This window comes from Ammoniphilus soli (genome assembly GCF_040813775.1).
The window spans coordinates 1-11,555 of record NZ_JBEGDL010000039.1 but is presented as its reverse complement, the minus strand read 5'-3'; the positions used below and the strand labels follow the sequence as shown (position 1 = coordinate 11,555).

Annotated in this window: 18 protein-coding genes, 5 tRNA genes, 3 other RNA genes and 1 riboswitch; of the genes, 10 read left to right on the top strand and 16 right to left on the bottom strand. The window is 40.3% G+C overall.

Features of this window, described 5'->3' with window-relative positions; translation table 11 throughout:
• Positions 1 to 430 precede the first annotated feature (430 nt).
• A complete protein-coding gene (locus ABLT31_RS32950) occupies positions 431 to 679 on the top strand; it encodes a hypothetical protein (protein ID WP_367759702.1) in 249 nt (82 codons plus the stop codon).
• Between the two features lie 71 nt (positions 680 to 750).
• Positions 751 to 1,068: a retropepsin-like aspartic protease gene (locus ABLT31_RS32945; protein WP_367759760.1), complete on the top strand. Its 318-nt coding sequence runs from the start codon at positions 751 to 753 to the stop codon at positions 1,066 to 1,068.
• A gap of 78 nt (positions 1,069 to 1,146) precedes the next feature.
• Here ABLT31_RS32945 and ABLT31_RS32940 read toward each other — a convergent pair whose 3' ends face one another.
• Complete coding sequence (locus ABLT31_RS32940; RefSeq protein ID WP_367759700.1) at positions 1,147 to 1,443, bottom strand: hypothetical protein; 297 nt, start codon at positions 1,441 to 1,443, stop codon at positions 1,147 to 1,149.
• Positions 1,444 to 1,684: 241 nt separating this feature from the next.
• On the bottom strand, positions 1,685 to 1,921 hold the full coding sequence (locus ABLT31_RS32935; RefSeq protein ID WP_367759698.1) for a helix-turn-helix transcriptional regulator: 237 nt from the start codon (positions 1,919 to 1,921) through the stop codon (positions 1,685 to 1,687).
• A gap of 164 nt (positions 1,922 to 2,085) precedes the next feature.
• On the opposite strand from ABLT31_RS32935, the gene ABLT31_RS32930 reads away from it, so the two are divergent.
• Positions 2,086 to 2,298, top strand: coding sequence for a small, acid-soluble spore protein, alpha/beta type (locus ABLT31_RS32930; protein WP_367759696.1), 213 nt, complete (start codon positions 2,086 to 2,088; stop codon positions 2,296 to 2,298).
• A 78-nt stretch (positions 2,299 to 2,376) separates the two neighbouring features.
• On the opposite strand, the gene ABLT31_RS32925 is transcribed toward ABLT31_RS32930, so the two are convergent.
• Positions 2,377 to 2,664, bottom strand: a complete 288-nt coding sequence (locus ABLT31_RS32925; protein WP_134703791.1) for an HU family DNA-binding protein — start codon at positions 2,662 to 2,664, stop codon at positions 2,377 to 2,379.
• 359 nt (positions 2,665 to 3,023) lie between these two features.
• Between ABLT31_RS32925 and ABLT31_RS32920 the strand changes: the two genes are divergently transcribed.
• Together ABLT31_RS32920 and ABLT31_RS32915 are read left to right on the top strand one after the other, a co-directional pair.
• Positions 3,024 to 3,194 carry a hypothetical protein gene (locus ABLT31_RS32920; RefSeq protein WP_367759693.1) on the top strand — a complete coding sequence of 57 codons (171 nt, stop codon included), beginning with the start codon at positions 3,024 to 3,026 and terminating at the stop codon, positions 3,192 to 3,194.
• Positions 3,195 to 3,785: 591 nt separating this feature from the next.
• Complete coding sequence (locus tag ABLT31_RS32915) at positions 3,786 to 3,956, top strand: hypothetical protein (RefSeq protein ID WP_367759691.1); 171 nt, start codon at positions 3,786 to 3,788, stop codon at positions 3,954 to 3,956.
• 541 nt (positions 3,957 to 4,497) lie between these two features.
• On the opposite strand, the gene ABLT31_RS32910 is transcribed toward ABLT31_RS32915, so the two are convergent.
• Both ABLT31_RS32910 and ABLT31_RS32905 read right to left on the bottom strand, forming a co-directional pair.
• Positions 4,498 to 4,896, bottom strand: coding sequence for a hypothetical protein (locus tag ABLT31_RS32910; RefSeq protein ID WP_367759690.1), 399 nt, complete (start codon positions 4,894 to 4,896; stop codon positions 4,498 to 4,500).
• Between the two features lie 125 nt (positions 4,897 to 5,021).
• Complete coding sequence (locus tag ABLT31_RS32905; protein WP_367759688.1) at positions 5,022 to 5,474, bottom strand: JAB domain-containing protein; 453 nt, start codon at positions 5,472 to 5,474, stop codon at positions 5,022 to 5,024.
• Positions 5,475 to 5,622: 148 nt separating this feature from the next.
• On the opposite strand from ABLT31_RS32905, the gene ABLT31_RS32900 reads away from it, so the two are divergent.
• Positions 5,623 to 5,763 (top strand): hypothetical protein, encoded by a 141-nt coding sequence (locus ABLT31_RS32900; RefSeq protein WP_367759686.1) that lies wholly within the window; start codon positions 5,623 to 5,625, stop codon positions 5,761 to 5,763.
• Between the two features lie 123 nt (positions 5,764 to 5,886).
• A complete protein-coding gene (locus tag ABLT31_RS32895) occupies positions 5,887 to 6,090 on the top strand; it encodes a helix-turn-helix domain-containing protein (RefSeq protein ID WP_367759684.1) in 204 nt (67 codons plus the stop codon).
• Between the two features lie 216 nt (positions 6,091 to 6,306).
• On the opposite strand, the gene ABLT31_RS32890 is transcribed toward ABLT31_RS32895, so the two are convergent.
• The 11 genes from ABLT31_RS32890 to yhfH form a co-directional block, all read right to left on the bottom strand.
• Positions 6,307 to 6,382, bottom strand: a tRNA-Thr gene (locus ABLT31_RS32890).
• A gap of 3 nt (positions 6,383 to 6,385) precedes the next feature.
• Positions 6,386 to 6,462, bottom strand: a tRNA-Val gene (locus ABLT31_RS32885).
• Positions 6,463 to 6,467: 5 nt separating this feature from the next.
• Positions 6,468 to 6,732, bottom strand: an RNA gene (gene ffs / locus ABLT31_RS32880) — signal recognition particle sRNA large type.
• Between the two features lie 37 nt (positions 6,733 to 6,769).
• A tRNA-His gene (locus tag ABLT31_RS32875) sits at positions 6,770 to 6,845 on the bottom strand.
• 29 nt (positions 6,846 to 6,874) lie between these two features.
• Positions 6,875 to 7,060, bottom strand: a non-coding RNA gene (gene ssrS / locus ABLT31_RS32870) — 6S RNA.
• 12 nt (positions 7,061 to 7,072) lie between these two features.
• Positions 7,073 to 7,151: transfer RNA gene (locus tag ABLT31_RS32865), tRNA-Arg, on the bottom strand.
• A gap of 12 nt (positions 7,152 to 7,163) precedes the next feature.
• A tRNA-Met gene (locus ABLT31_RS32860) sits at positions 7,164 to 7,238 on the bottom strand.
• 30 nt (positions 7,239 to 7,268) lie between these two features.
• Positions 7,269 to 7,658, bottom strand: an RNA gene (rnpB, locus tag ABLT31_RS32855) — RNase P RNA component class B.
• A 204-nt stretch (positions 7,659 to 7,862) separates the two neighbouring features.
• On the bottom strand, positions 7,863 to 8,663 hold the full coding sequence (locus ABLT31_RS32850; protein WP_367759682.1) for a hypothetical protein: 801 nt from the start codon (positions 8,661 to 8,663) through the stop codon (positions 7,863 to 7,865).
• 269 nt (positions 8,664 to 8,932) lie between these two features.
• Entirely contained in the window at positions 8,933 to 9,223 is a 291-nt protein-coding gene (locus tag ABLT31_RS32845) for a hypothetical protein (RefSeq protein WP_367759680.1), read from the bottom strand.
• A 255-nt stretch (positions 9,224 to 9,478) separates the two neighbouring features.
• The gene (yhfH, locus tag ABLT31_RS32840; RefSeq protein WP_367759678.1) at positions 9,479 to 9,610 is read right to left on the bottom strand and encodes a protein YhfH; all 132 of its coding nucleotides are present in this window, start codon (positions 9,608 to 9,610) and stop codon (positions 9,479 to 9,481) included.
• 223 nt (positions 9,611 to 9,833) lie between these two features.
• Here yhfH and ABLT31_RS32835 point away from each other — a divergent pair, with 223 nt between their 5' ends.
• From ABLT31_RS32835 to ABLT31_RS32825, 3 genes are all read left to right on the top strand, one after another.
• Positions 9,834 to 10,070, top strand: a complete 237-nt coding sequence (locus ABLT31_RS32835) for a hypothetical protein (RefSeq protein ID WP_367759676.1) — start codon at positions 9,834 to 9,836, stop codon at positions 10,068 to 10,070.
• 7 nt (positions 10,071 to 10,077) lie between these two features.
• Positions 10,078 to 10,389, top strand: a complete 312-nt coding sequence (locus tag ABLT31_RS32830) for a hypothetical protein (RefSeq protein ID WP_367759674.1) — start codon at positions 10,078 to 10,080, stop codon at positions 10,387 to 10,389.
• A 547-nt stretch (positions 10,390 to 10,936) separates the two neighbouring features.
• Positions 10,937 to 11,018, top strand: a riboswitch (cyclic di-GMP riboswitch).
• A gap of 174 nt (positions 11,019 to 11,192) precedes the next feature.
• Entirely contained in the window at positions 11,193 to 11,390 is a 198-nt protein-coding gene (locus ABLT31_RS32825; RefSeq protein WP_367759673.1) for a hypothetical protein, read from the top strand.
• Positions 11,391 to 11,555: the final 165 nt, after the last annotated feature.

The window sequence follows — 11,555 nt, the reverse complement described above, 5'->3', positions numbered from 1 at the left end:
CATACATTCAATCGTTCATGACCGAACGAATTCAGTTGAATGATCGTGAAATCAAGTTAATCAAATTCGATCACCTTACTAATCTATACCTTACCATGTTTTACATTGCTTTAAAATCAAAAAAATCATTCCGATGATTACATAAGCTAAGATAGGGGACAGCATGAAAAATACTAAAATAAATGGTTTTTTATCATGGGTTTCACTAACAAGTAATTAACATAAAAGTCAAAAAGCCGATTTTCCTCAAGAGAAGGAAAATCGGCGTCTTTGTTTATTTTGCTTCGTGTTCTATAAAAATAAAGTAATAGTTGGTAGGTCATCAGCAATTGATCTGGCGGAAGTTAGACGTTCTTCGCCAATGGTCAGTAAGAATTGCCAAACTGTGGTATGATCCCTATGTTAAAATGGATGTAAGGAGGTGTTTGTTATGTTATGGTCAGAAGTGCGCAAAGTGTATCCTGATCAATATGTTGTTCTCCAGGCCTTGAGGTATCATATAGAAGAAGATAAGAAGATCATTGATGAAGTGGCCGTGATTAAAACCATTGATTCTCCAAGAGAGGCCACAAGAGAGTTAGTTCGCTGTTCAGGAGACAGATTTGTATATCATACAGCAAAAGAAAAAATCGTCATACAAATTCGTCCTAACAATGGACTGCGAGTTAGAGGTCATTAATGAATGTGGAATTGATACAAGGACTTCTTCACGCAACGATTATATTGGAATACAGGGGGAAAAGAAAATAGATTGATCACGTTGTCATTGATACTGGAGCAGTTCATTCCATCATTTCTTCGGATGCTGTAGATGATATAGGCATTTATTGGACACCCGATGATGAGATCATTGACTCCATTGGAATTGGTGGAGTTCAAAACTCCTTTGCGAAAAAGGTAGATGAAGTTGTATTTGCCGGAGAAGTATTTACGGATATACCTTTGGATTTTGGTTATTTCGATCCTGAACTTGAAATTAACGGTCTGATCGGCTTAGACATTCTACTTAAAGGACGCTTTCATATTGAATTGAATCACTTCACGATTATCCCATATACACATAACTAACACCCAGTTGAGATCTTTTGAATGATCCTTCATTCTAGGACAAATCCATTCTTAAATAGTCTAAGTTATCAATGGCCCTCATTTGACGGCCTTTTTCTTTTCAGCAAAAATGTATTTTAGATCCCCATCTAACTTAGAGGGGATAATACGAAACCGGGAGCAGTGTCTATATCGATCCTGAATATAGTTGATGATATTTTCATTTTGGAGGCACAACTTTACCAGTTCCGTTTGTAATGTGGTAGGCCGGATTCCGCAAGCTGTGGCTAAACGATCCAGCTTTTCGTAAATATCAGGCATTTCAGTGTAAGTAGAACTTACCCGCAACCTTTTGGCTCCTTGTTCCGTATGAATCCTCTTGTCTCTCTTCTTCATGACAAAAAAGCCTCCTCCCTGTACCTTATCTCAGGAACGTGGTGACCACGTTGCCACGTGACCACGTAACCTGGTTCATTGGTAACCTATGAGGGGAGTGAGGCTTTTATGACGAAGATTCCAATTTTCATGTCCTGTTTATCAGCCGCCATTACACATGGCAGGTTATCAGCGGCTGATTGCCGATATGTTGCTAATATGCTTACGTGGTAGATAAAAAAACACGTTTGAGATCGGTGAATTAACCGGACTTTGTTCTTCGTCTGGCTTTTGATTCATATTTATAGTAGTTTGGGAACACTCGATCAATATGCATTCCGAGTGCTTCAGCGATCATATAGGCATTATCGATATAAGGACGCTGTTTACCATTCACAATAGCGGTAAGATTATTTCGGCTTAATCCAGTAGCTGCTGCCAATTCTTTAATCGTAATATCTTTTTCTGCAAGAATCACTTTCAGTCTTGAAGTACCCATTTTATTTCCTCTCCCGCTGGTGGTCTATTAGCAGGATAGACAAAATTCATAAAATTTAAACAAACAAATCCAATTTATTGTTTAGGTTTCTATGAATAACATACCACATAGGTGGAATGATAACTTCCACAAGGATTTTCATAACTTTATTGGAGGGATTTAACATGCCAGGACAACAAGAGAGTCGTAATTCGAATCGGAAACTAGTTCCTCAAGCGGCTAGTGCGATTGACCAAATGAAGTGGGAGATAGCGCAGGAATTCGGCATTCAACTTGGTGCTGACCAGACATCCCGTGCGAATGGTTCTGTTGGTGGAGAAATTACGAAGCGGTTGGTTCAGTTTGCAGAGCAATCCCTAAGTGGAAGAATTCAATAAATTATCCTAAGAGTTCTAGTACCCTATAACATACAAAAGCCTTGAGAAAAAGCAAATTCTCAAGGCTTTTGTATGTTATTAGGCGGTTTCTTCTCCGTTGACGGAACTCTTCAAACTCTTACCAGCCGTGAAGGCAGGAATTTTGGATGCTGCGATCTCAATCTCTTGACCCGTTTGTGGGTTGCGACCTTTACGGGCGGCACGTTCACGAACTTCGAAGTTGCCAAAGCCTATTAACTGTACTTTTTCACCTTTTTTCAAGCTGTTTTCAATCGCCTCGAATACCGCATCCACCGCTTTTGTAGCATCTTTCTTGGTGATTTCTGCGGTTTCTGCTACGTAGGCTACTAATTCGGTTTTGTTCATCGATAGACCTCCCTATAAAAATATGGTTATTATTATCAATATAAAGAAAACGAGTATTTGAATGCAAGTGATACTTGAACAAAAAAACCTGTTCCTTTACTGGATCCGAGATAAAGGATCTCTATGATTCACAACACCAAAAGGGGGTATGAGGATCCACCCGTAGCGCAATTTCAGTACCCATTTTATTTGTATATCTGCTAGTCTGTGTATGACTATGATGGACAAATCACTAGTTTTTTGACATGTCAACACGGCTTAGTCCATTTGCTTGTGTCCATTTTTTATATTACACTTGTACGCAAGACATTACATCTAATAAACAGACATCAACTACAACCGAGAAGGAGTGAAGTTCGATGCAAGCTGACATGAAGATGGAAGATGTTTTGGCTAAGTTGAGGCAGTTAAAGGCAAAAGGGGAATCACTAAGTAAAAAGAAAGTAAAGCAATCTGATCCTGTATTAATGCGAAGTGCATTGTTTTACTTTCCGTCATGGGAACATGCATTAGATAAAATTGACGTATAGATAAATGATAATAAAGGATACCCATAGCTAAAAAAGCTAAAGGTATCCTTTATTAATAATTGGATAAACCCTTCACATCACATATACTCTTACCACAACTCAAGTTTAATTCTTCTCTATTTCATCACCTTTTTTAAGCGAATCCGATTGAGTTGATTGACTGCGATATGGAAAATGACTAGTTTTTTAGACATGTCAATAGTTATAATTTGTCTAACTGTTCCATCTACTCAACATGCATCTATTGGATTATAATGAAATTCCCTATGCATGAACTTTAAGTGAATCGTTGTTGCCTGCCAGTAGTGGCAGGCACATTTTTTATGTTTAGAAAAAATACTACTTTTAATTTTAGCTATTTAAGATGATTGGTTCTCGATCCGTGCCTTTTTTCTTACTACCGGGGCAAAGACAATAAAAAAGAGGTCCGCCAAAAGACTGGCGGACTTCATAATAAGATATAGGGGGGGTTACATGATTCCATTATAAAAGGATAATATTACCAGTATATTACATATGGGTTAAGATTTGATAACTCAATCAGGGTAGATGCGATAAAATAGGAACATATATTCTAATTGGAGTGATTGTATGCAAAAGTGGTGGGAAATCGATCGGATAAAAGATCAGCTTGTAATGGCGGAAATATGCCAGTGTAAAACCGAGCAGAAGGGGCGCTGGTTGATTGTTGACCCAGAAACCATGGAACGGGCCTATGTCTGTGTCCGCTGTAAGCGACGGGTTTATCCGAAGACTCAATAGTTCGGTAAGGGTAGGAGGTTCTAGGCGTAATCTGAAACAAGAAACTGTAGACTTACTTTTAACAAATATGGGATTCAAAAAGACTGCGGAAACAGATAATTTCGATCACCATAACCTATAAAGGCAAAGTTACATATCAAATGGTGATATAGGTTGGCCAGTTTATGTTGTTCAACCGGGAGAAACGCATGACGGCCTAAATGGCCAACATGCTATAATTTTTGAATGTACTTACCCTTATTTAGATGAATAGAAGAGGGGATACAGGAATAAAAAGTCTTTAGTTTTAACCAATGAAATGATTTCATAAGTTATCAAAATTATTTCAATTTTAAAACAAAAAAGCAATGGAAAAGAACCAAAGGGACCATCCCTTTGGAATCCCTATGACGCTCGGCGCTAGCCAGCCCCCGAACGGTAAGTTCGGGGGGATGTTTAGCTTATCAGATCCCCATTCGTCAAGGGTCGCTCCTTATCCTCCCGCCGGACAAACAACAGTCCGACGGTCCGGTACCGCTTTACCCCTTGACGAAAAAAGGGGTTATTCTTTTTCTCCCATGTTTTCGATCCAGTATTGAATAATTTTTAACCGCTGACGACCGATGTTTTGTTGAAAATAAGGGGTATCGAAAAGAAGAGGTCTCCCTTCTAAAAATGTCCGCATGTTTTCTGCCTTTTTCCGATATTCTTCGGTTTGTACCGGTTGCCACGGGATAAAATGCTCGTAGAGATCATCGAATAATTCTTTGATATAGGCGGTTTGTTCCACAATACTCAAGGTTTTTTCCTCCTTCACCCGGTACTCCGTTGTGGGCTCCACATGAAGCTGTAGTTGATCTTTTGTGATTTGAAATATGATGTTAAATTCATGGGCTAGTTCCCGATCATGAAAACGTTCCGGATGACGTAACCATTCCTGGTACTGCTCGGATAACCGCATCGTTTCCAACTCCTTTGGGTTGATTACAATATAACTGATGATATTATATTGTAATGAAAGGGTAATTATATTACAATATAGAAAAATCCCCCTCGGGTGCCAGCCTGAGGGGGCGAATCAGGGAGTTACATCATGCCTGATTCTTTGAGAGATTGAAATGTTTCTTCACCTAAGATGATGTGGTCTATCACTTCGATGCCTAGGAGTTTCCCGGCTTCCGCTAGTCGGTTGGTAACGGCTAGATCTTCACGGCTGGGAGTGGGGTCCCCGCTGGGGTGGTTATGAGAAACGATAATCGAGGCCGCATTATGTAGGATAGCCGCCTTAAAGACCTCGCGGGGGTCCACAATCGCTGAGTTTAATGAACCGACCGACACTTTTTCTACCCCCGTTATTTTGTTTTTCGTATTCAGGAAAATCGTGGCAAACACTTCTCGGTCCGATGTGCCGATTAATTCCCGTATGACCTTTTCTGCATCCTGTGGGCTTCGGATCGATTTTTCCCCATACACCATCATATTTCGTTCCTTCACCAACTGCACCGAGTAAACCGTAATCCGACTTCTCTTTTGCTCCATCTTGATCCTCTCCTTATAGGAATTTGTCCGAGCGTCCCTTGTGGGGGCCGCCTGAGGCAAACGAACCAAGGGTCCGAGGCTCGCCGCGCAAAGCCTTTCCGCGTGGGGAGAAGACCCGTTCCCCGAATGGCTTTGCAAGCCTAGCTTCTTGAAAGGGCTCTTTGCAAAGCAGACATTCGGGGATGGTACGCTTGTCAAAGGCGCGGCCTCACTCAAGCGAGGACAAAAAAGAACCGGCGGCAGCGGGTTTTTCTCCGTTTACTTCTCGTTTTTATCGACTATCCATTAAGTTAAGGTTAGATATCGTCTGTTTACAAAAAATTAACATAATATTTGTAGATAAAAGTCTCATTTTTTTATATATTTTTATAAGTGATTATTGAAAACGTTTTAATAAGGAGATTATTAGAGTATGAATTACACAAAAGAAACTGGCGCAAAAATCATCAAGCAACTAGGCATTAGTCCATATATCTTATGGCGCTATTTAATCGAAAGAAATATTAAACAACCTTCCATGAAGGAATTAGAGGAGCACTTTGGCAGAAATGAAAGGACGATCCGAGTCTGGCTGAAAAAGTTAGAAGTGCATGGGTATATGAGAGAATCGGCATAGTCTCACCCATGATTTTTTAACCATTTGTCATCCTCATTCGTGCTGAATCATGTTTATCCATTTTACAACCGACATGAAAACAAAAAAGCAGGATCAATAATATGATCCTGCTTTAATCTATGTATGGTGGAGCATAGCGGGATCGAACCGCTGACCTCTACACTGCCAGTGTAGCGCTCTCCCAGCTGAGCTACACCGCCATATTGAAAAAAACTATGGTGCCGGCTAAAGGACTTGAACCCTCAACCCCCTGATTACAAGTCAGGTGCTCTACCAATTGAGCTAAGCCGGCCTATGGTGGACGATGACGGATTCGAACCGCCGACCTCTACGATGTCAACGTAGCGCTCTAACCAACTGAGCTAATCGTCCATAAACCGTGCACCCATCGTCGATACGAACAACCAAGCGTTACTTATGCAGTTAGCTCGATCAGGCCACCCCACGGCACACAGAATGATTCACTTATGGCTGCTTCCTTCCGGACCTGACCAGGTTCATGAGTTTCTGTTGCGTAGGACCTGATTGTCAACGCCACTTGCACAAGGCAGACCTTACATGAATCGCACCTCAAATGGGAATTCAACCCCGCTAAGGCGGATTGCGGGTTACAGGGCACCGCCATCTCCCCGAATAGCACGGTATGTAAAGAGTAGACTAATTTCTATGTTTAATCAAATGGGGCGATCGATGGGAATCGAACCCACGAATGTCGGAGCCACAATCCGATGCGTTAACCACTTCGCCACGACCGCCATCATGATGCACTCAAATGAGCGCTATATAAAACCCCACTTTGCCGTTGCATGCCTGTTTTTAGAACCCGCTCTCGCAGGTGGGTTACCGCATGTTGACGTTCCCGCGATCCCAGTCAAAGGAGTGGGCATGGCGTCAATCAACAGATTAGGAATCCCAAAAAAACAGTAAGGTTCAAAAAAAATAAACATGCTTACGTACATCGCAGGATATGTATCCGGTTGTTTGGCGCGCTCGGAGGGATTCGAACCCCCGGCAAACCTGGTACCGGAAACCAGTGCTCTATCCAGCTGAGCTACGAACGCAGAAAAAAATATTGGTTGCGGGGACAGGGATTGAACCTGCGACCTTCGGGTTATGAGCCCGACGAGCTACCACTGCTCCACCCCGCGATGAGGTTGATTGAAAATGGCACATGAAATGGCTGTAAGCCAGGTTTTGTTCCTGCGTGCTATTGACGGTGCCAACCTTGCACAACAGGTGTAGTCATATGACTATCGGCCATTTGACCGATCCATCCCTTTGGTTCACTTCCCGCAGGATGGTGCCCCTACCTAAATTTGGGTTGCTCGCTCGTGGGGTTTACCTCGTTCCACCTCTTCCGTTTCCAGAAGAGCTCCGTCACTGTGGCACTTTCAGGCTATTCTCAGCATATCTTTGTAGACTTAGCATGATTTCACCGCCGTCAGTCGATACTAACATCAACTGCCCATCCTTGCGGATGGCACGAACACTCCGGGCATCTCAGCACCGGGCGAGCCTGGACTTTCCTCAACTCATGATAAGTTCATGAGCCGCGACCACTCACCATTTCATTATTCACGTATCAATCAGCGACAATAGCTAATTTATCACACTTACCGCTTGATATCATTAGTTGGTTTCTGTTAATTCAACATTTATTTCCCAATGACATCATGGTATTAAGCATATAAATCACAGCTGGGTCATTCCATCTTTTATTCATTTAAAACTAGTTCTTTGATTGAAGGTTCTCATAGCATTTTTACAAGACTTCATTTATGAAGTGGATGGATCACGATCTTTTTTTGTTCCAAAATGGTTTCTAGTACTTGTTTCATCATATCGTAAAAGAACACTCCGTTTGGTCCGAATTGATAAGCTCGTAAATGTCCATTCTTTGCAGCCCACTTTTCATAAGCAGTCCTACTCAACTTTTCTTGAACATAGGCATATACATCCTGATAAAATCGTTCTGGTGGAATTTTGTGAGCATCCGGGTTCAGATTGGCTTTTCGCAAAGCTTTTCGGTAATCCCCTAACTTGAATCGAATGGTTACAATGGAAGGGTAGTTTTTCCCACTTCGCCAACGTTCATAGTCAGCGGCTAAAAATCCTTCTCCCATCTCTTGTTCACATGTTTGTAAAGCAACGATACACTCCTCCGGAGTGGTTTCTACTGTATAAAAGTTTTTATTAGGATGTAGGTTAGCTACTAATTTAGCTCGATTAAAGGATTTGAAAACTATATTTACATCCGCAAGGGATGGACGTTCGTTGGGTTTATCTCGATACCATTCTATATAATCAAGTTTCCTTAAATCTTTACCATAGACCTCTGCGGCTTCCTGTAAAGCAGCGATCACTTTTTCTTCTGTTTGCTTTTCCTTCACCGGCAGTCCAAATTTTTCTTTAAAATAAACGTAAGATTTACCCGTGTGTCTTAGAATCACATCGTAACTGGGTGCCCGGTTCTCACGAGCCCAAATTTTATATTGGGCAACGGTTGGAAAGAAGCCCATGTCATCACATGCCTGCTTGAAAAACTTTAGAATTTCTTGTTCTGTATAGGTCATAGGCGATTCATCCTCTTTGTGTTTTTTAAATGCTCTGCTATTCGTTGTCTAAAACAAGGGTTCCTTTAGGATATGGTCTTGAATAGGTATTCTCTTTTTAAAAAAAGTGCGAAATTTACTATTATATGATTATTTTAATAACCGGTTATCGTCCGCTCCATGCCTAATAAAGAAGCAGGCCGCAGCCTACTTCTAAATTTTTTTATTGGGATATGTATAAGGCGTTTAAGAATGGTCAATGATAGGAATAATGGACAGGTATGCCTTTTTTATTTTTTTGTGGATGTTTTTTCTACGAACACAAACCGCAGTTCGCCATCCAACTTGGAAGGAATGATTCGGAAGTGAGACGTGTCTTTAAAATGATCTTGAGTATAGTTGATAATATTTTCGTTATTTAAACAGAGTTCCACGAAAAAGGCTTGTAGCTCTGTTTTGGTTATTCCGCAGCCCATAGCCAATTTTTGAAGTTTGTCATGCACAGGCCTTAGATAACCCGAATTAACTTTGATCTTCTTATCGGATCGTTCGGCCCGTTGTCTTCCTTCTCTTTTCTCCATCGGAAAACACCTCTCCTCCAGCGTCTTAGCTTAGTAAACCATTAAACGGTTTAACCATTTAATCATTAAATATGAGGGAGGGAAGAGGAATATTCCGAACATGAAAGAGAGTGTGTAAACAGATGGAATTTCGGAAACTTTATTCTATAACCAACGGTTTCACTCATTCCTTAAACAACAATACCCTGTCTATTCCTGATTCCAGGAACAAACAGGGTACTATACGACGCCTTCTAACTTCATCGGATCACCTTTTTAGTCATGCTTGTGTCCGAAGCAACGCTCACACTCATAGATATAAGATTCTGCTTGCTCCTCGAAATGTTCCCCACATTCCCGACACTCTTTTTGCGGTATATTTCTATAAAAGTCTAAGGTTCTTGTCATTTTTTACCCCTCCACTTATTGTTTTATTCTGAATATTGTTATGTTTATATTGTAATATAACAATTATTTAACGTCAATACCTGTTATATAATTAAAATATAGATTGTATGCTTTTTTCATTAATTTCTAGCTATACCCGAAAAAATGTACTATTCGATACAGAGATTGTTCTCGCAAACAATCTTAGTAATGATTCATAATCATTTAAACTTTTCAAAACCAGATGGAAGTAGTACGATCAACGTGGGGTTACCCTACATTAAGGGATTGCGGGGAAGAATTGACCATGTATCCTATGGATTTCATTGATTTCTCCAAGGCAACAAAAGATCAATTATATGTGATCATTTATCATGATGAGGTGGAAATGGAATATAAACGACTGGCTTGGCAACGATTGAAAAAGATAATTCAATCCGAAAAAGAGGTCGTGCCAGTAAAACAAGGAAACAAACGATAATACATGTGTGAATGAAAAAGTTATTCATTTCGCAGATATTGGATCAGCACTTATTGAAGCGAAAGAACAAGGTCAGATCGAAGAGGTTTATCAGATTCCACGGACTTGGGTCGAGAATCATCCATCCATGGGGTTCAATTTTCTCGAATATCATATTTTGTTGGAGTTGAACTGCCGGGGTGCAGGATCGAAATACTCTGGACGTCATTCTTCATCAAAATGGCGGAGGAGAAGAGGGGATAGAAAATGGAATGGTTCAGCTTTTATGGGAAGCTTAAGGTGGAAAATAGGATGGCATGAGGAGATTTATTTTGGATAATCAGAGAGGGGTTATCCATGTAGAATAGGAGAATACCATTTCGATTCATCGGATTCTTGTAACAGTTAGCCTAGAATCAGCGCCAAAAGGATGGTTCCATCATGCCGAAAAAATGGGAAATCGATGGAGTAGGGACAAAAACTCGTAAAGCTCTGGTAACGTGTATTCCATCCTGATTAGAACCGGATACGATTCGAAATAAGTAAAATACCTCCTAAATCTATCTATATCATCATATCCATATATAAAAACCGTATGGAGAGTGATAAAAATGAATAGAGATCCTAAAGATGAATATCTTCATGAAGATGTTTTATTTGACGGGTTCGAGGATGATCAAGAAGAAGAGGATGAAATTTGGGTTGACTACTTTTTAGAACTCTAGTGAACTTTTATAGTAAAAATGTAATATGGAGACAAATCAAACGGGTTTATGATTGGGAAAAGTATCTAAAATTTTTTTCGCGTCAAGAATTATTAAGTTATTGTGTTACAGGTCGCATTGATTTATCTATTGTTATATGATTGAATGAAATTAATGGAAGAAATTCGATAAAGGCAAATCCATGGAAATATGGAGACGCAAAGCCACGGGCCTAAGGTATTGCTATGGTAGCCGGGTTGCCGAGTAGAGGTTAGTCATTCTTTTATTCGGGATGGCTATTTTTGTTAGAAACGAAGTTTTTTTAGTGACTTCCTGTACTCTACAAAATTTGATCCTCCTACCAAGAAGTCCTTGAGTGATCTTGGTAAACCGGCTCGATACAACTTCCTAACAGCCGATCCTTTAGGAGGGAATCATCATGGTTTTAACGAAAAATATTTTGCTACTTTTTGTTGAAAACGGTTGCTTAGACCAGGATTCATTATGTCGTGAAATAAATGATTTAAGAACAATGGACCGTATAAGTTTCTTATGTCAAAGCGGATATTTAGAACAAGTCAGTAATCAGTTTATGATTACGGACCGTGGAAAAGAAGTGATTAAAAAGATGCCATGACCCCCTACACACATTAAAAAGGGGGTGTTTTTATTGTTGTCAACCGGCGTAGAATACTAAAGATTGGGGTGCGATCGCATGCCCATAAAGCTAAAATAAATCAATACACCAAAAAGAAAAAAGCAAAACCTTTACAATGAAAAAGGTTTTGCTTTAGACCAATTA

What these genes read in the sequence shown, in the direction of transcription:
- ABLT31_RS32850 (WP_367759682.1), bottom strand. Translation starts at nt 8,663, where the DNA reads ATGACCTATACAGAACAAGAAATTCTAAAGTTTTTCAAGCAGGCATGT.
- ABLT31_RS32915 (WP_367759691.1), top strand. Translation starts at nt 3,786, where the DNA reads ATGCAAAAGTGGTGGGAAATCGATCGGATAAAAGATCAGCTTGTAATG.
- ABLT31_RS32905 (WP_367759688.1), bottom strand. Translation starts at nt 5,474, where the DNA reads ATGGAGCAAAAGAGAAGTCGGATTACGGTTTACTCGGTGCAGTTGGTG.
- ABLT31_RS32835 (WP_367759676.1), top strand. Translation starts at nt 9,834, where the DNA reads ATGGAAGTAGTACGATCAACGTGGGGTTACCCTACATTAAGGGATTGC.
- ABLT31_RS32930 (WP_367759696.1), top strand. Translation starts at nt 2,086, where the DNA reads ATGCCAGGACAACAAGAGAGTCGTAATTCGAATCGGAAACTAGTTCCT.
- yhfH (WP_367759678.1), bottom strand. Translation starts at nt 9,610, where the DNA reads ATGACAAGAACCTTAGACTTTTATAGAAATATACCGCAAAAAGAGTGT.
- ABLT31_RS32845 (WP_367759680.1), bottom strand. Translation starts at nt 9,223, where the DNA reads ATGGAGAAAAGAGAAGGAAGACAACGGGCCGAACGATCCGATAAGAAG.
- ABLT31_RS32825 (WP_367759673.1), top strand. Translation starts at nt 11,193, where the DNA reads ATGGTTTTAACGAAAAATATTTTGCTACTTTTTGTTGAAAACGGTTGC.
- ABLT31_RS32895 (WP_367759684.1), top strand. Translation starts at nt 5,887, where the DNA reads ATGAATTACACAAAAGAAACTGGCGCAAAAATCATCAAGCAACTAGGC.
- ABLT31_RS32935 (WP_367759698.1), bottom strand. Translation starts at nt 1,921, where the DNA reads ATGGGTACTTCAAGACTGAAAGTGATTCTTGCAGAAAAAGATATTACG.
- ABLT31_RS32940 (WP_367759700.1), bottom strand. Translation starts at nt 1,443, where the DNA reads ATGAAGAAGAGAGACAAGAGGATTCATACGGAACAAGGAGCCAAAAGG.
- ABLT31_RS32910 (WP_367759690.1), bottom strand. Translation starts at nt 4,896, where the DNA reads ATGCGGTTATCCGAGCAGTACCAGGAATGGTTACGTCATCCGGAACGT.
- ABLT31_RS32920 (WP_367759693.1), top strand. Translation starts at nt 3,024, where the DNA reads ATGCAAGCTGACATGAAGATGGAAGATGTTTTGGCTAAGTTGAGGCAG.
- ABLT31_RS32950 (WP_367759702.1), top strand. Translation starts at nt 431, where the DNA reads ATGTTATGGTCAGAAGTGCGCAAAGTGTATCCTGATCAATATGTTGTT.
- ABLT31_RS32925 (WP_134703791.1), bottom strand. Translation starts at nt 2,664, where the DNA reads ATGAACAAAACCGAATTAGTAGCCTACGTAGCAGAAACCGCAGAAATC.